General features: G+C 67.6%; 15 protein-coding genes and 1 pseudogene. 4 read left to right on the forward strand and 12 right to left on the reverse strand.

The genetic code is table 11. The annotated features are described in order from the left end of the window. Positions 1–25: 25 nt before the first annotated feature. Positions 26–472: a Rieske (2Fe-2S) protein gene (locus tag QCD75_RS07125; RefSeq protein WP_301227071.1), complete on the forward strand. Its 447-nt coding sequence runs from the start codon at positions 26–28 to the stop codon at positions 470–472. Positions 473–564: 92 nt separating this feature from the next. Here the strand turns inward: QCD75_RS07125 and QCD75_RS07130 are convergent, their stop codons facing one another. The 4 genes from QCD75_RS07130 to lysS all read right to left on the reverse strand — a co-directional run bounded on the left by QCD75_RS07130 (position 565) and on the right by lysS (position 5,591). Then, positions 565–3,057, reverse strand: a complete 2,493-nt coding sequence (locus tag QCD75_RS07130; protein ID WP_301227073.1) for an ATP-dependent Clp protease ATP-binding subunit — start codon at positions 3,055–3,057, stop codon at positions 565–567. Between the two features lie 348 nt (positions 3,058–3,405). Beyond that, entirely contained in the window at positions 3,406–3,732 is a 327-nt protein-coding gene (locus QCD75_RS07135) for a histone-like nucleoid-structuring protein Lsr2 (protein WP_226759157.1), read from the reverse strand. A 135-nt stretch (positions 3,733–3,867) separates the two neighbouring features. Further along, positions 3,868–4,056: a hypothetical protein gene (locus QCD75_RS07140; RefSeq protein WP_301227075.1), complete on the reverse strand. Its 189-nt coding sequence runs from the start codon at positions 4,054–4,056 to the stop codon at positions 3,868–3,870. A 2-nt stretch (positions 4,057–4,058) separates the two neighbouring features. Then, the gene (gene lysS / locus QCD75_RS07145) at positions 4,059–5,591 is read right to left on the reverse strand and encodes a lysine--tRNA ligase (RefSeq protein ID WP_301227077.1); all 1,533 of its coding nucleotides are present in this window, start codon (positions 5,589–5,591) and stop codon (positions 4,059–4,061) included. Positions 5,592–5,668: 77 nt separating this feature from the next. On the opposite strand from lysS, the pseudogene QCD75_RS07150 reads away from it, so the two are divergent. The 3 genes and pseudogenes from QCD75_RS07150 to QCD75_RS07160 form a co-directional block, all read left to right on the forward strand. Next, positions 5,669–6,397, forward strand: a pseudogene (locus QCD75_RS07150) (alpha/beta fold hydrolase); the annotation flags it as partial. Positions 6,398–6,613: 216 nt separating this feature from the next. Then, positions 6,614–7,240 carry a thymidine kinase gene (locus tag QCD75_RS07155; RefSeq protein WP_301227228.1) on the forward strand — a complete coding sequence of 209 codons (627 nt, stop codon included), beginning with the start codon at positions 6,614–6,616 and terminating at the stop codon, positions 7,238–7,240. A gap of 59 nt (positions 7,241–7,299) precedes the next feature. Next, complete coding sequence (locus QCD75_RS07160; protein ID WP_226759163.1) at positions 7,300–8,133, forward strand: alpha/beta fold hydrolase; 834 nt, start codon at positions 7,300–7,302, stop codon at positions 8,131–8,133. A 110-nt stretch (positions 8,134–8,243) separates the two neighbouring features. Here QCD75_RS07160 and QCD75_RS07165 read toward each other — a convergent pair whose 3' ends face one another. The 8 genes from QCD75_RS07165 to folB all read right to left on the reverse strand — a co-directional run bounded on the left by QCD75_RS07165 (position 8,244) and on the right by folB (position 15,221). Next, on the reverse strand, positions 8,244–9,704 hold the full coding sequence (locus tag QCD75_RS07165) for a DHA2 family efflux MFS transporter permease subunit (protein ID WP_301227080.1): 1,461 nt from the start codon (positions 9,702–9,704) through the stop codon (positions 8,244–8,246). Positions 9,705–9,876: 172 nt separating this feature from the next. Further along, positions 9,877–10,776 carry a pantoate--beta-alanine ligase gene (gene panC / locus QCD75_RS07170; RefSeq protein WP_301227082.1) on the reverse strand — a complete coding sequence of 300 codons (900 nt, stop codon included), beginning with the start codon at positions 10,774–10,776 and terminating at the stop codon, positions 9,877–9,879. A 14-nt stretch (positions 10,777–10,790) separates the two neighbouring features. Next, on the reverse strand, positions 10,791–11,699 hold the full coding sequence (locus QCD75_RS07175) for a Rossmann-like and DUF2520 domain-containing protein (RefSeq protein ID WP_301227084.1): 909 nt from the start codon (positions 11,697–11,699) through the stop codon (positions 10,791–10,793). Further along, entirely contained in the window at positions 11,692–13,290 is a 1,599-nt protein-coding gene (locus QCD75_RS07180) for a PH domain-containing protein (protein WP_441005444.1), read from the reverse strand. Before QCD75_RS07180 ends, QCD75_RS07175 begins: the two co-directional genes overlap by 8 nt. Before the next feature lie 24 nt (positions 13,291–13,314). Further along, a complete protein-coding gene (locus tag QCD75_RS07185) occupies positions 13,315–13,827 on the reverse strand; it encodes a PH domain-containing protein (RefSeq protein ID WP_301227086.1) in 513 nt (170 codons plus the stop codon). Further along, a complete protein-coding gene (locus tag QCD75_RS07190) occupies positions 13,808–14,329 on the reverse strand; it encodes a DUF3180 domain-containing protein (RefSeq protein WP_301227232.1) in 522 nt (173 codons plus the stop codon). Before QCD75_RS07190 ends, QCD75_RS07185 begins: the two co-directional genes overlap by 20 nt. Next, complete coding sequence (folK, locus tag QCD75_RS07195) at positions 14,329–14,856, reverse strand: 2-amino-4-hydroxy-6-hydroxymethyldihydropteridine diphosphokinase (RefSeq protein WP_301227088.1); 528 nt, start codon at positions 14,854–14,856, stop codon at positions 14,329–14,331. The genes QCD75_RS07190 and folK overlap by 1 nt, the downstream gene beginning before the upstream one ends. Then, positions 14,853–15,221, reverse strand: coding sequence for a dihydroneopterin aldolase (gene folB / locus QCD75_RS07200; protein WP_301227090.1), 369 nt, complete (start codon positions 15,219–15,221; stop codon positions 14,853–14,855). Before folB ends, folK begins: the two co-directional genes overlap by 4 nt. Between the last annotated feature and the right edge of the window lie 12 nt (positions 15,222–15,233).

The raw sequence follows: 15,233 nt of genomic DNA on the forward strand, positions 1-15,233 counted from the left end.
CAGGGACTGTTGGCATGATGAGTCCATGAACCCTGAAAAGTCCCTGCCTCGACGCTCCCTGTTGCTCGGCGCCGGTGCCGTGGGCGGCAGCGCCCTGGCCCTCTCCGCCTGCGCCGCTTCCACGACCGGCACCCCGGCTGCCACGGCCCCGGCCGGCCCCTCCGTTCCGGCCGGCACCGCGGTCAGGGTCGGCAAGCTCGGCGATGTGCAGGTGGGCGGCACGGCCACCGGAAAAATAGACGGCAAGACGGTGGTGATCTTCCGGAAGGATGAGACGACCGTCCTGGCCTACGACGCGGCCTGCACGCACGCCGGCTGCCCTGTGGCCCCTGCCGGGGAAGACTTCGAATGCCCCTGCCACGGTTCCTCATTCAAGGGATCCGACGGCAGCGTGGTCAACGGGCCGGCCCAGGCGCCGCTGGCCAAGCTGAAGGCCGCCATCGACGGCGAATGGATCACCGTCAGCGCCTGACACCGCCCTGCGTGCCAGCGACAAAAGGCTCCGGCCGCCTCCTTGAAGGAAGCGGCCGGAGCCTTTTGGCACCGCGCCTTTGGCTTGGCTGCCTAGACGCTTGGAGCGATCTCCGGGATGCGCGGCTTGGTGTTGCCTGCGAAAGTGAACTTGGCGTCGTCGCCTTCGCCGTCCACATCCACTACAACAATGTCGCCGGCGTGGATTTCGCCGAAGAGGATCTTCTCGGAGAGCTGGTCCTCGATCTCGCGCTGGATGGTCCGGCGCAGCGGCCGGGCACCCATCGCGGGGTCATAGCCGCGGGTTGCCAGCAGGATCTTGGCCGCGGGCGTGAGCTCGATGCCCATGTCCTTGTCCTTGAGGCGCTTCTCCAGCCGGCCGACGAACATGTCCACGATCTCGATGATCTCGTCCTGGGTCAGCTGCGGGAAGACCACAACGTCGTCAACACGGTTCAGGAACTCGGGACGGAAGTGCTGCTTGAGCTCCTCCGTGACGCGGGCCCGCATCCGGTTGTAACCGGTCTGCGTGTCCGTGCCGGACTGGAAGCCGGTGGCAACGCTCTTGGAGATGTCCCGGGTGCCGAGGTTGGTGGTCATGATGATCACGGTGTTCTTGAAGTCCACCACGCGGCCCTGGGAGTCGGTCAGACGGCCGTCTTCCAGGATCTGCAGCAGCGAGTTGAAGAGGTCGGCGTGCGCCTTCTCCACTTCGTCGAACAGGACCACGGAGAACGGACGACGGCGGACCTTTTCGGTCAGCTGCCCACCCTCTTCGTAACCCACGTAGCCCGGAGGGGCACCGAAGAGACGCGACACCGTGTGCTTCTCCGAGTACTCGGACATGTCCAGGGTGATCAGGGCGTCTTCCTCGCCGAAGAGGAATTCGGCCAGGGCCTTGGCGAGCTCGGTCTTGCCGACGCCGGTGGGGCCGGCGAAGATGAACGAACCGCCCGGACGCTTCGGGTCCTTCAGGCCTGCACGGGTGCGGCGGATCGCCTGGGACAGGGACTTGATGGCCTCGTCCTGGCCGACAACGCGCTTGTGCAGCTCGTCTTCCATCTTCAGCAGCCGCGAGGACTCTTCCTCGGTCAGCTTGAAGACCGGGATGCCGGTGGAGTTCGCCAGAACTTCGGCAATCAGGTCCTCATCAACTTCGGAGATGTCGTCCATGCCGCCGGTCTTCCACTGGCGTTCCTTCTCGGCACGCTCGGCAATGAGCTTCTGCTCCTTGTCGCGCAGCGAGGCGGCACCTTCGAAGTCCTGCGCGTCTATCGCGGATTCCTTCTCCAGCTTCATGGCGGCGATCTTCTCGTCCATGATCTTGAGCTCCGGCGGGGCGGTCATCCGGCGGATGCGCAGCCGTGCACCGGCCTCATCGATCAGGTCGATCGCCTTGTCCGGCAGGAAACGGTCCGAGATGTAGCGCTCGGACAGGCTCGCTGCCGAGGCGAGGGCGCCGTCGGTGATGGTGACGCGGTGGTGCGCCTCGTACCGGTCGCGGAGGCCCTTGAGGATCTCGATCGCGTGCGCGACAGAGGGCTCTTTGACCTGAATCGGCTGGAAACGGCGTTCCAGCGCGGCATCCTTCTCGATGTGCTTGCGGTACTCGTCCAGCGTGGTGGCACCGATGGTCTGGAGCTCACCGCGGGCCAGCATGGGCTTCAGGATCGAGGCCGCATCGATCGCTCCCTCGGCGGCGCCGGCACCCACCAGGGTGTGGATCTCGTCGATGAAGAGGATGATATCGCCGCGGGTGCGGATTTCCTTGAGGACCTTCTTGAGGCGCTCTTCGAAGTCACCGCGGTAGCGGGAGCCGGCCACGAGGGACCCGAGGTCCAGCGTGTACAGCTGCTTGTCCTTGATGGTCTCCGGAACGTCGCCGCGAACAATCGCCTGGGCGAGGCCTTCGACGACGGCGGTCTTGCCGACGCCGGGCTCACCGATCAGCACGGGGTTGTTCTTGGTGCGGCGCGACAGGACCTGCATCACGCGTTCCATTTCGGATTCGCGCCCGATGACGGGGTCCAGTTTGTTCTCGCGCGCAGCCTGGGTCAGGTTGCGGCCGAACTGGTCCAGGACCACGGAACCGGCAGGAGTGCCTTCGGCCTGGCCCGGGCCAACACCGGCACCGGTGGTTTCCTTGCCCTGGTAGCCCGAGAGCAGCTGGATGACCTGCTGGCGGACGCGGTTGAGGTCCGCACCGAGCTTGACCAGCACCTGGGCGGCAACACCTTCACCCTCGCGGATGAGACCGAGCAGAATGTGCTCGGTGCCGATGTAATTGTGTCCCAGCTGCAGGGCCTCGCGGAGCGAGAGTTCCAAGACCTTCTTGGCGCGGGGGGTGAAGGGGATGTGACCGGACGGGGCCTGCTGGCCCTGGCCGATGATCTCCTGTACCTGCTCGCGGACGCCGTCGAGCGAAATGCTCAAGGACTCAAGGGCTTTGGCAGCAACACCTTCACCTTCATGGATCAGACCCAAGAGGATGTGTTCGGTACCAATGTAATTGTGGTTCAGCATGCGTGCCTCTTCTTGGGCAAGCACAACTACGCGACGGGCACGGTCCGTAAATCGCTCAAACATTTCGCCACACTCCTAGCTACGACGTACTTTGATGCTACGTGGCCGGGTTCAAGAATTGGGGCTTGTTCGCCACAGGGGAAACCGGGACGACGCAGCCGCGTCACATCAGGGCGCACCCGCGGCCCGGCCGGGGCCCTGCAGCGGCGGCCGACGGACACGGCACAACCCGGCCGACGGGTCGGGGCGGCACGGCCGGCAGGGACGGTACAGCCGGCGGCCCGGGACTGCGCGGGGCCCTGCAGCACGGCCGGCGCCGCGCACGACAAAGCCCCCACCGAAAAAGCAGGGGCTTTGTGATAGGTAACGCGCCCTGGCGCATAAGGCGCCGCAGGATACCTGGCTTGAAGGCTAGGAATTCGCCTTTTGGTAGGCTTCCTGAATTTCAGCCTGGATGCGGCCGCGGCTGTTTACTGCATAGCCGTTATCGCGTGCCCACTGCCGGATCTGTGCTGAGTCCTGGTTCCGGCCAGATGAAATTTTGGTGCGGGTTGCGCGGCCGCTTGAGGTCTTGCGCGCATGGGCCACAAACCGCTCAACTGCAGAGCGCAGCTGCGCGGCGTTGTCCGCCGACAGGTCGATTTCGTAACTGACGCCGTCAAGGCCAAACCGGACGGTTTCGTCCGCGGATCCCCCATCCAGATCATCAACAAGGATGATTTTTACTTTCTGTGCCATTAAGACTCTCTTTCCAAAAGGATGAGTATTTAGGAAAAGCGGGATCTATCTGCTTAAAAGTATCCTCTGCTTAATGGCAACGAGTCAAAGCCAAATAGATTTTCCAAGGAAAACCCAAGGTTGAATAGCCCGCTATTAGTTCAGGCCGTTGGAATGGCCGTCGTTGCGGCGGGTATCGGGCGCCTGGGCATTTCCCTCGGCTTCCGCCTGGGCACGCGCTTCGGCCTGGCGCTCGGATTTGTCGGCATTGAAAATGGATTTCATGGCGAACCAGAAAATCAGGCCGACCACCACGGAGGGAAGCAATACGGCGATGTACTCCATGGTCAGTGTCCTTCGGGCTTGAGCAGCGGGAACAGAATGGTCTCGCGGATACCGGCGCCGGTAAAGAGCATGACCAGCCGGTCGATGCCCAGGCCGATCCCGCCCATCGGCGGGGCGCCGTACTCCAAAGCGCGGAGGAAATCCTCGTCCAGCTGCATGGCCTCCACATCGCCGGCGGCGGAGCGGCGCGACTGCTCGGTGAGGCGCTCGCGCTGGATCACCGGATCAATCAGCTCGGAGAAGGCCGTGCCCCGCTCCATGCCGCCGATGATGAGGTCCCACGCCTCGATGAGTCGGTCGTCCTCGCGGTGCTGGCGGGCCAGCGGCTGGGCCGACGGCGGGTAGTCGTACACGAAGGTCGGGTTCAACAGCGTCGGTTCGACCAGTTCGCCGAAGAGTTCCACCACCAGCTTCTCGGCATCCCAGTTGGCGTCGACTTTGACCTCATGCTTGGCGGCGAGCGCCAGCAGTTCCAATGCCGGGGTCTCCGGGGTGATTTCCTGGCCCACGGTTTCGGAGAGCCCCGGGTAGACCGCCATCCAGGCCCAGTCGCCGTCGAGGTTGATCTCCCCGGCCTCGGACTGCAGGACCCGGCCCACACCGGCGGCATCGGCGGCGTCGAGGATGAGCTCCTTGATGCGGTCCGCCATGACGAACTGGTCGGCCCAGGCCTCGTAGCTTTCCAGGGTGGTGAATTCCGGGCTGTGGGTGGAGTCCACCCCTTCATTGCGGAAGACGCGGCCCATGTCGTAGACACGGTCGATTCCGCCGACGACGGTTCGCTTAAGGTAGAGCTCGGTGGCGATGCGCAGGGTCATTTTCTGGTCGAACGCGTTCATGTGCGTTTCGAAGGGGCGGGCCGTGGCGCCGCCGTGGACCAGCTGCAGCATCGGCGTTTCCACCTCGACGTAGCCCTGGCGGTGCAGGGTCTCGCGGATGGACCGTGTGATCGCGGCGCGGGTGTAGACCATTTCGCGGGCTTCGTCCCGGACGATGAGGTCCACGTAGCGCTGGCGGACGCGGGTTTCCTCGTTGAGCTCGGCGTGGAGTACCGGCAGCGGGCGCAGGGCTTTGGAGGCCATGGACCAGGACTCGGCCATCACGGAGAGCTCGCCGCGCCGCGAGGAGATGACCTCGCCCTTGACGAAAACGTGGTCGCCGAGGTCCACGAGGCCCTTCCAATCGGCGAGCGCTTCCTCGCCGATGTTGGCCAGGCTCAGCATGACCTGCAGCCGGACGGCCTTGCCGTCAACGCCGCCCTCCTGGAGCGTGGCGAAGCAGAGCTTGCCGGTGTTGCGGATGAAGACGATGCGGCCGGTCACACCGGCGACGTCGCCGGTGGTTTCGTCGGCCTCGAGATGCGCATACTTCTCACGGATTTCACCCAGTGAATGTGTGCGTTCAACACCCACCGGATACGCCTCGATGCCGCGCTCGATCAGCTTGGCGCGCTTCTCCATGCGGATGCGCGTCTGCTCGCTGGCGTCGTGGGAGTCGGCGGCGGTGTTCGGGGCGGAGGTGTTTTGGGAAGTCACAATCCCCAAGTTTACCGGGGTTTCTGCCCTTCAGGTCCCGCACAGGTATGGCCCGTTTTGCGGAATAGACTCAGGGCGTGGAGACGCGGAACATCAGCACCGACGACGGCGAAGGACACCTCGAGTTGCATTCATTCCGCCCGGCGGAGAGGCCCGCGCCGGGGCCGGGAATCGTCGTCGTCCACGGCACCCTTGTCACCGCTACCCTGTACCGCCCCGTCGCACGGAAGATCAGCCGCCTGCTGGGCCGTCCGGTGCATTGCTACAACCGGCGCGGACGCGCCGGTTCCTCCCCCCAGCCGCCCGGCTACTCGGCGGCCACCGAGGTCAGCGATCTGGCGGCGGTGCTGCGGGAGACCGGCTCGAACGACGTCGTGGCGCACAGCTACGGCGGTTTCGTGGCCCTGCAGGCGGCAAGGACGGTGCCGATCCGCCGGATGGTGACCTACGACGCGGCGGTGTCGCTCTCGGGCAACCTCACCCGGCGCTGGCGGCCCGAGCTGGAGCGGTCGGTGGCTGCCGGGCAGCTCGACGAGGCGTGGGCGCACCTGATCCAGGGCCTTGAGACGGCCGGGCCGGTCTCCAAGCTTCCGCTGGGCGCGCAGCGGATGCTCAGCATCCTCTCCGCCCGGACCAGCACGGGCGCCGAGATGCGCGAGCTGCCGCCCACCGCCGTCGTGGAGATGCGGGCGGTGCTGGACGCCGATGCCGAGCTGGCGGACTTCGCGTCAGTGACCACACCCACGCTGATGCTGAGCGGCGGCTGGAGCCCGGACTACTTCGCCGAGACCGGCCGCCAGCTCGCCGCCGCCGTCCCTTCGATTGAATCTGCCGTGCTGCCGGGCCAGCTCCACGAAAGCCCGCTGCGGCCCGGAATCCGGCTGCCCCGGGCGGCCGCACGTTTCCTGCTGGCCGGCGAGGGGACCCTGCGGCCCCTCGCCGGCGCGCAGGCCGCGGCTCAAGCTGGGCCGCTGAGGGGCGCGCCCTTACAATCGGTGGGCGACCCTTTCGAAAGGACCCCTTTGGCCAAGCTCTACTTCCGCTACGGCGCGATGAACTCCGGCAAGTCAACGGGCCTGCTGCAGGCCGCCTTCAACTACGAGGAACGCGGCCAGCGGGTCCTGCTGGCCAAACCGGATGTGGACACCAAGGGCGACTCCGACGTCGTGTCCCGCCTGGGCATGACCCGTTCGGTGGACTTCCTGGTCCCGGCCGGGGCATCCGCCCGGGGGCTGTTCACCGCCCATGCCCACGGAGACGATCCCGACGCCCTGCTGGAGCATGTGGACACTCAACCGGTTGCCTGCCTGCTGGTGGATGAGGCCCAGTTCCTGGAACCGGGCCAGGTGGACGACCTGTTCCGGATCGCTGTCCTGGACAACGTTCCGGTGCTGGCCTACGGCATCCGCACGGACTTCCGTACCCGGGCATTCCCGGGCTCGCTGCGGCTCCTGGAAATCGCGCACACCCTTGAGGAACTCAAGACCATTTGCCGCTGCGGCCGCAAGGCCATCTTCAACACCCGCCGGGCCGGTGACCAGGTGGTCTTCGATGGCGACCAGGTCGCGATCGACGGCCAGGACGTCTGGTACGAATCGCTCTGCGGCTCCTGCTACCTCGAGGTCTCCGGCGGGCGGCTGGGGAACTAGCCGTCCACCGCCGGGGAACCCTACTACGCCGTAGCTGCAGCCTCGGCTAGGCTCGGAGCATGACCCGCGAGAACATCAGGACCCCCGACGGTGGCACCATCGAGCTTTTCAGCACGGGTGCCGAGCTTGCCTCGGCGGGCTCCGGCGTCGTCGTCGTTGCGGCCTCAATGGTGACCGCCTCCGACTACACGCGTTTCGCCCAGAAGCTCAGTGCGTCCCTGGGCCGGCCGGTGCACACCTTCAACCGGCGCGGCCGCGGCTCCTCCTCCCCGCAGCCGGAGGACTACACCCTCGATGTGGACATCAAAGACCTCGACGCGGTGATGAAGCACACCTCCAGCACAGACGTTTTCGGGCACAGCTTCGGCGGCGCGGTGGCACTGCACGCCGCCCGCACCCTGCCGGTGGAACGCCTCGCCGTGTACGACCCCGCCGTCTCGGTAAACCACAGCGTCACCGCTGACTGGACCACCGAGTATGAGAAGGCGACGGCGGCCGGCGACGACGACCGCGCCCTCGCCGTGCTGCTCAGGGGCCTGGAGACCGGCAGCGCCCTGTCCCGGATGCCGCTGTCCATGCTGACCCTGGCGAACAAACTGGCCGCCGGCACACCGATCGGCAAACAGATGCGCGAGCTGATGAAGACCGGGGTCCGGGAGATCAAGGCCATCATCGCCGCGGACATGCCGGCGGAGCCGTTCCTGGAACTGCCGCTGGAAACGCTGATCATCGTGGGCGAGAAGAGCCCGGCGTACTTCGGTGTGGCCTGCGCCCAGATCCACGAGGTGCTCTCCGGCTCCAGCTACACGATCCTGCCGGGCATGGGGCACGACGGCGTCAACAAGGCACCGGACAAGCTCATCTCCGCGCTCAGCGAGTTCTTCGCCAGCTAACCCGCCAAGCCCGCCCCGCCCCACGCCACCACAGCAACGCGGGGTCACTTAAAGCCCATCCCGCGGCTCCGGACGGGCGTTATGTGACCCCGCGTTGGGGTTAAGTGGGGTTAGGCGGGGTGTTCCGTTGCGGCGGTCTTGCGCATCATAGCGGCCAGGACGACGGCGGCCACGGCAATGGCCGATGCCGTGAGGAACGCCGCGTGCATTCCCGCAACGTTTCCCGCGCCGGCGGACACGACCGCGTAGATCGAGACGAGCAGCGCCGTTCCGGCGGCCCCCGCCACTTGCTGCAGGGTGTTCATTATGGCCGAGCCGTGTGAATACAGGTGCGGTGGCAGCGGGTTCAGCCCGGTGGTGAACGCCGGGGTGAAGATCAGCGCCAGGCCCAGGCTGAGGCCCACGTGCAGCGCGACGATCCACCCGACGGGTGTGCCCGCGTCAAGCAGGGAGAACTGGAACAGGGCCACGACAAGTAGGGACGCACCGGTGACGGTCAGCGGCAGCGGACCGACCTTGTCAAAGAGCCGCCCGATGAACGGGCCCAGCAGGCCCATCGCGAGGCCGCCGGGCAGCAGGGTCAGCCCGGTCTCCAGCGACGTCAGCCCGCGGATTTCCTGCAGGTACAACGGCAGCAGGATCACCGCGCCGAACAGGGCGATCATGGCCACCACGAGCAGCAGCACGGACACCGTGAACATCCGGAAGGTGAACGCGCGCAGGTCCAGCAGGGGCGCCTCGGACTTCTGCAGCCGCAGCTGCCGGAGCACAAACGCGACCATGGCAATGACGCCCACGGCCAACGCCGTGACGGCGGGCGCGCCGGGACCGCCCTGGCCGCCGATCTGGCTCAGTCCGTAGACGAGGCCGCCGAAGGCAGGAACGGTCAGCACAACGGACAGGGCGTCGAGCCGGGTCTTTTCCTTTTCGCCGATGTTGGTCAGGAACCGGGCGCCGATGGCGAAAGCGGCCAGGGCGATCGGCAGGACAAAAACGAACATGAAGCGCCAGGAGAAGTGTTCAAGAATCAGCCCGGAAACCGTCGGGCCCATGGCCGGCGCCACCGAGATGGCGATGCTGACGTTGCCCATCACGAAGCCGCGGCGTGAGACGGGGACCAGAGTGAGGATGGTGGTCATCAGCAGGGGCAGCATGATGGCGGTGCCGCCGGCCTGGACGATCCGGGCGAGCAGGAGGATCTCGAAGCCCGGGGCCAGCGCCGCGAGCAGCGTGCCGCCGGAGAACAGGCCCATGGCCAGCATAAAGACGGCGCGGGTGGACAGCCGCTGCAGGATGAAGCCGGTCGTGGGGATCACGACGGCCATCGTGAGCATAAAACCGGTCGACAGCCACTGCACGGTGGGTGCGGTGACGCCGAGGTCCACCATCAGCCTTTGCAGAGCGACGTTCATGATGGTTTCGTTCAGGATGACCACGAAGGTGGCCACCAGCAGGGTGCCGATAATGGTGACGGATTCCCGGGACATCTTCGCCGGCGGCGTTGCCACCCCGCCGGCAACCTGGGCCTGCGCGGGATCGCCGGGGGGCTTTGAAGAGACGTCTGTAGGCATGGGGGTTCCCTCAGGCAGTTTTTGGAGGAGTGGGGTCGGCAGCGGCGGCGCTGACTCATGGTCCAACAATCCAGGCAGAGGAGTAATTCCCTCCGACAGGAAACAACGAGGGGTCAGATCCGGCCCAAGTTTGGACTCAACATGGGCGCTAAGTGACCCCGCGTTGCCTGGTTCAGGAGTCCAGCGGGACGTTATCGATCAGCCTGACCGGGCCCACCCTGGCCGCGATGAGCACCAGGGCCTCGCCGCGGAACGGGGTGTCCCTGCAGTTCTCGGCCAGCGGTTCGAGGGTGTGGGGATCCACGACGTCGAAGTAGTCCAGTTCCACGAGCGGCTGGGACTCCACGAGGGCCTGCGCCGAGTCGAGGTCCAGCGGCTGGCGGGCGTTGGCCCGTTCCTCAATGAGCCGCAGCGCCCTCGAGAGCACGAGCGCCGCCTCGCGTTCCCCGGCGGAGAGGAAGCGGTTGCGGCTGGACAGCGCCAGCCCATCCGGTGACCGCACGATCGGCACCGGCACGATCTCCACCGGGAAGTTCAGGTCCGCCACCATGCGCCGGACCAGGGCCAGCTGCTGGGCGTCCTTCTGGCCGAAATACGCCCGGTACGCGGGCAGCTGGCTGCCCGGCGCCGCTCCGGGCATTCCGTAGTGCAGCAGCTTGGCCACAACGGTCAGGGCACCGTCGAAGTGCCCGGGCCGGGAGGCTCCCTCCCATTTCCGGGCCATCGGACCGGCACTGATCCGCACCCGGGGGTCGCCGCCGGGGTAGACCTCGTCCACGTCGGGCGCGAACACCAGGTCCACCCCCACGGCGTCCAGCAGCGCCAGGTCCGCGTCCAGGGTCCGCGGGTAGCGTTCCAGGTCCACCGCCTCGCCGAACTGCAGCGGGTTGACGAAGATGCTCACCACCACCACGTCGTTCTGCGCGACGGCGGTGCGCGCCAGCTCGGCGTGGCCCTCATGCAGGGCGCCCATGGTGGGGACCAGGCCCTGCGAGGTGCCGCCCTTCTCCTTGAGCAGCCGGGTGCTTTCGGCCCGGAGCTGGGCGGCCGTGGTCACGAGTTGGATCGCCAAGTTTGGGACCTTCCTTAGGGTTCGTTGCCATCACGGTCCGGGCCCTCGAGCGCCCGCGTGATGCTGTCCTGTTCTTCCGGCCTCAGCAGTCCCCGGCGTCCGGCCCGGCGGGCCGTCGCCCGGGCCATGGCCAGGTACGCCTCCAGAATATCGCCGTCGGAGCCGCCGTCGTGTTCCCGCAAGGACTCGGCGTGCGCGGCCACGGTGCCCACGTCGCCGCGGGCCACCGGCCCGGTCAGGGCCGATTCGCCGGAGGCGAGTGCGTTCTCCAGGGTTGCCCGCAGCAGCGGCCCCAGCATGCGTTCCGGGGCTTCGACGCCGACCTCGCGGAGCAGCTGCGAGGACTGCGCCACCAGCGTCACTAGGTGGTTGGAGGCGTGCGCGAGGGCCGCGTGGTACAGCGTGCGGTCAGCCTCGGCGATCGCGACCGGCTCTGCCCCCATTTCCACGACGAGGGCCTGGGCAATGGGCAGCATCGCGGCGTCCGCTGTGACGCCAAAGGTGCAGTCCAGCAGCCGGGTCAGGTCAAGGCTCATCCCGGTGAAGGTCATTGCAGGGTGCAGGGCCAGCGGGATGGCACCGGCGGCCCGGACGGGATGCAGGATCCCGACGCCGAACCGTCCGGAGGTGTGTGCCACGAGCTGGCCCGGCTGCCAGGCGCCGAGCTTCGCCAGGCCTTCGACGAGCGGGCCTAGCGCGTCGTCGGGGACGGCGAGGAGCACCAGTTCGGCGCGCTCGACGATGTCCGGCACGTCCAGCACCGGGACACCGGGCAGCAGGGCTTCCGCCCGTTCCCGGCTAGCGTCCGAGACTGCGGAAACACCGATGATGGCGTGCTCCGCGCCGCGCAGCGCCGCCCCCAGGACGGCGCCGACCTTTCCGGCTCCGATGATTCCGATGCCGAGTCGTCCTGGTTTAGCCATGCTGCTGCTCGTCCTGCCTGTTGGGTTCGTCGGTGTGGGCGAGTCCGGCCCCGAGGGCCCGGACCTGGTCCAGCCAGTGCTCGCTGGTCTGGCGTTGGCGCGCGGCCCGGGCGCGGGCCGCCTGTGCATCCAGAAGGGCGCGCCCCTCGTCCAGGCCCGCCTGGATCAGCCGCGGGGACACCGGACCGGCGGTGGTGTGCAGCACCAGGTCCGCGACCCGGAAGCGCCGGGCCAGCGGCCCCTGCTCGAGCGCCATCGACTGGGTGCGCTGGTGCGGGACCACCACGAGATTGCGCCACCAGCGGCCCGAGCGGATCAGCAGGGCCGTGTCGGTGGCGGTGAAGCCGTTGCGCCGCCACCCCAGGGGTGCCAGCAGCCTGGCACGCCGCGGGGTGGTGACGAAGCCGCCGTCGTCGGTCCCTGAACCCGCCGGTGCCTCCGGGACAGCAGTGTCCGCCGAGTACGCCGCCGGGTTGGCGAGGCCGTTGACGCCGGCGGTGAAGACCCGCGCCGGGTCCGGGGTGCCGGGGTCGGGCAGGACGAGGGCGAGCATGGTGAGCACATCGGGGAAGGACCCCACCGGAAGGAGCGTGGTCCGGGACGAGCCCTCGCCGTTGCCTCCGGCGGCGCCGTAACCGGCGACGTTGACCTGGATCCGGTACCAGCCGAAGATCCGCCAGAGCGGGGGCTGGCTGACCCGCAGTGCCTGGATCCGGCCCGGCGGCAGGGTCTGCGCCTGGGTGTCCAGCAGTCCGTAGCGCAGCCGGATGCCGTCCGGAGACACGGCGGCGGTGAAGTTGTAGCCCCTATTGACCGAGTTCCAGTACGCGGCCACCATGCCCAGCACGGCGGGGATCAGGAAAAGGTAAAAGCTGCGGTTCTCCGTAAGGGCCGAGAGCACCACGGACGCCGCCCCGCCGAGGACCACGAATACGCTCTGCTCGCTCAGGATCAGGGATCCGACCAGGCGCCCCGGCGGGACGGTCAGCACGGCGTCCTCGGGCGCTTCGGCGGCGGCTGCCCCCGGGCGCGCGGGGTTCTGCGGCACGCCGGCGGCGCGGGCCAGGATCGTGGCGCGGAGCTGTCGCGCTTCGTCCATCCGGAGGTAAGCGAGCCGCACCGCGGACTCACCGGCGTCGGCCACTTCGAATTTGAGCTCGGCCAGCCCGAAGATCCGCGCGAGCAATGGCTGCACGACGTCGACCGCCTGGACCCGGTCCAGCCGGGCCTGCCGCTGCTGTTTGAAGAGGAACCCGGTGTTCAGCCGGACATAGCCTTCGGCCACCTGGTAGCGGGTGAAGTACCAGCCCAGGATGTAGCCGAGCACGGTGAGCAGCAGGACGATGCCGCCGCCGAGCAGCAGCCACGGTGCCCGGCCGGCGATCCGCTCATCGACGAGGGGGCCGCCCTGGAGCACCCGTTCGAAACTGTCCCGGAAGAAGAAGAATCCCATGGCGGCCAGCAGCACCCAGCCGCGCACAAACGGTGAGGCCGGGTGCACGCGCAGCCACGCGCCGTCGGGGGCCCCGTCGCCGTCGTTGGTCCCCGCCCCGGCGCCGGCGGACGCCCCGGGGGCAGCGTCCGGCTTCACGGCAGGACCTTCACGGCGAACCCGTCACAGTCCGGCCAGCCGGGCTTCACCGCGGGCGGAGAGCTGCTCACGCAACCGGGCTCCCTCGGCAGCGGGCAACCCCGGGATTTCCGCGTTGGTGCCGGCGGAGGCGGTGTGCAGTTTCAGCGTGCACAGGCCCAGGCCACGTTCCACCGGCCCGGCGCCGATGTCCACGTACTGCATCCGGCCGTAGGGGACCACGAGTGTGCGCTGGAAGAAGATGCCGCGGCGGATGAGCAGGTCGTCTTCGCGCTCGGCGTAGCCGATGGCACGCACCTGGCGGGGAATGAGCAGGAGCCGCCACAGGGCCAGGACCAGCGTCACTGCGGGGATGCCGACGGCCAGCCACAGCGGGAAGGACTGCCACCAGCCGTTGACGACCAGAATCAGGGGAAGGCACAGCAGCGATACGACGACGAGATTGGCCAGCGCCCAGCCGGCAAGTCGCACCGTGACGTATTTTGGCGAGACGCGCCGCCAGCTGATGCCCGGAGGGTCAATCGCCTCGGTAGGCATATTCGCCCTCCGACTTGGGCTTGCGCTTTTCCTGCAGCCCCGGGGCCGGTTCGCCGTCTCCTTCTTCGGGCGGGATCCGGCAGAACCGCTCCACCAGCAGGCCAACCACGATCATGGCCAGGCCGCCGCCGGCCATGATCAGTGCCTGCCAGGCGAGGGTCTGGTCGCTGCGCAGGTTCCAGAGGCGCAGCTGGTCAGCGAAGATCCCGGCATGCCAGCCCAGCAGCACGCTGCCGGTGTAGGCGCAGGCCTGGGCGAGGACGAGGGTCCAGGCAGCCAGGATGGGGTTGAGCATCTTCTTTTTGTTGCCGTTGCGCCAGCGGAGCACCCGGATACCCAGCACGAGGGTGAGCACCACGATCACGCCCATCGTGATGAGCCCGTTGAGCGGCAGCACGGGGGTGTTCAAGCTGTAGCGGGTGGTCAGGAGGGCCGCGAGCCAGCCCAGGATCCCGACGGACACGCCGATCAGCAGCAGCACCACGGGGCTGGTCAACTTCATCATTCGACCGCTCCGGCCACGCCATGGAGGTTTTCGAAGCCGTCAAAGGGCACCAGGTCGGCGAAGTCGGCGGCCTGGGCGGCGAGTTCGCCGACGCGTTTGCCGTCCAACTCGGCCGCGGGGTCGATAAGTGACCACGGGTAGAGCACAAACGCCCGCTCGGCCGCGCGGGGGTGCGGAAGGGTCAGCTCGGGGTCGGAGCTGACCAGCTCCCCGTAAGTGATGATGTCGACGTCGAGGGTGCGCGGGCCCCAGTGCACGTCGCGGACCCGGAGGTGCTTTTGCTCAACGTCGTGGCAGTGCTTGAGCAGTTCAAGCGGCGACAGGGTGGTGTCCACGGCAATCACCATATTGAGGAAGTCCGGCTGCCCGGCCGGACCGCCGACGGCCTTCGTCTGGACGATCGGCGAGATGGCCAGGAGGCGGACCTCCGGCGGGTCGACGATGTCGGCAACGGCCGCCGAGAGAGTGTCGCTGCGCGCCCCCAGGTTGCTGCCGAGGGCGAGCACAGCCCGGGTGTAGGTCATGGCTGTTCCTGCCGGGTCCGCCGAACGCTGACGGAGACGTCACCGAACTCGACTTCGATGGGAGCCTTGGGTTTATGCACGGTGATGTCCACAGCGTCGATGGGGAACTTCCGCAGCACGTCCTCGGCGATCCGCACGGCCAGCGCCTCGATCAGGTTCAGCGGCTCCCCCGTGATCCAGCCCCTGATGCATTCGGCCACTTCACCGTAGTGCGCGGTGTCCAGCACGTCGTCGGAGGCGGCGGCGGGGCGGAAATCCAGGTGCAGCACGGCATCGACGACGAACGGCTGGCCGTTGCGCCGCTCGAAATCGAACACTCCGTGATGGCCGACAGCGGTGACGCCGCTCAGCGTGATCTGGTCCATGGTTGCCTGTCG

This window comes from Arthrobacter sp. PsM3, from assembly GCF_030433895.1.
Lineage (GTDB): Bacteria > Actinomycetota > Actinomycetes > Actinomycetales > Micrococcaceae > Arthrobacter.

Coding starts and splice junctions, on each gene's coding strand:
- QCD75_RS07135 (WP_226759157.1), bottom strand. CDS start 3,732: ATGGCACAGAAAGTAAAAATCATCCTTGTTGATGATCTGGATGGGGGA.
- QCD75_RS07140 (WP_301227075.1), bottom strand. CDS start 4,056: ATGGAGTACATCGCCGTATTGCTTCCCTCCGTGGTGGTCGGCCTGATT.
- folB (WP_301227090.1), bottom strand. CDS start 15,221: ATGGACCAGATCACGCTGAGCGGCGTCACCGCTGTCGGCCATCACGGA.
- QCD75_RS07190 (WP_301227232.1), bottom strand. CDS start 14,329: ATGAAGTTGACCAGCCCCGTGGTGCTGCTGCTGATCGGCGTGTCCGTC.
- QCD75_RS07160 (WP_226759163.1), top strand. CDS start 7,300: ATGACCCGCGAGAACATCAGGACCCCCGACGGTGGCACCATCGAGCTT.
- QCD75_RS07185 (WP_301227086.1), bottom strand. CDS start 13,827: ATGCCTACCGAGGCGATTGACCCTCCGGGCATCAGCTGGCGGCGCGTC.
- QCD75_RS07130 (WP_301227073.1), bottom strand. CDS start 3,057: ATGTTTGAGCGATTTACGGACCGTGCCCGTCGCGTAGTTGTGCTTGCC.
- QCD75_RS07175 (WP_301227084.1), bottom strand. CDS start 11,699: ATGGCTAAACCAGGACGACTCGGCATCGGAATCATCGGAGCCGGAAAG.
- QCD75_RS07125 (WP_301227071.1), top strand. CDS start 26: ATGAACCCTGAAAAGTCCCTGCCTCGACGCTCCCTGTTGCTCGGCGCC.
- folK (WP_301227088.1), bottom strand. CDS start 14,856: ATGACCTACACCCGGGCTGTGCTCGCCCTCGGCAGCAACCTGGGGGCG.
- QCD75_RS07165 (WP_301227080.1), bottom strand. CDS start 9,704: ATGCCTACAGACGTCTCTTCAAAGCCCCCCGGCGATCCCGCGCAGGCC.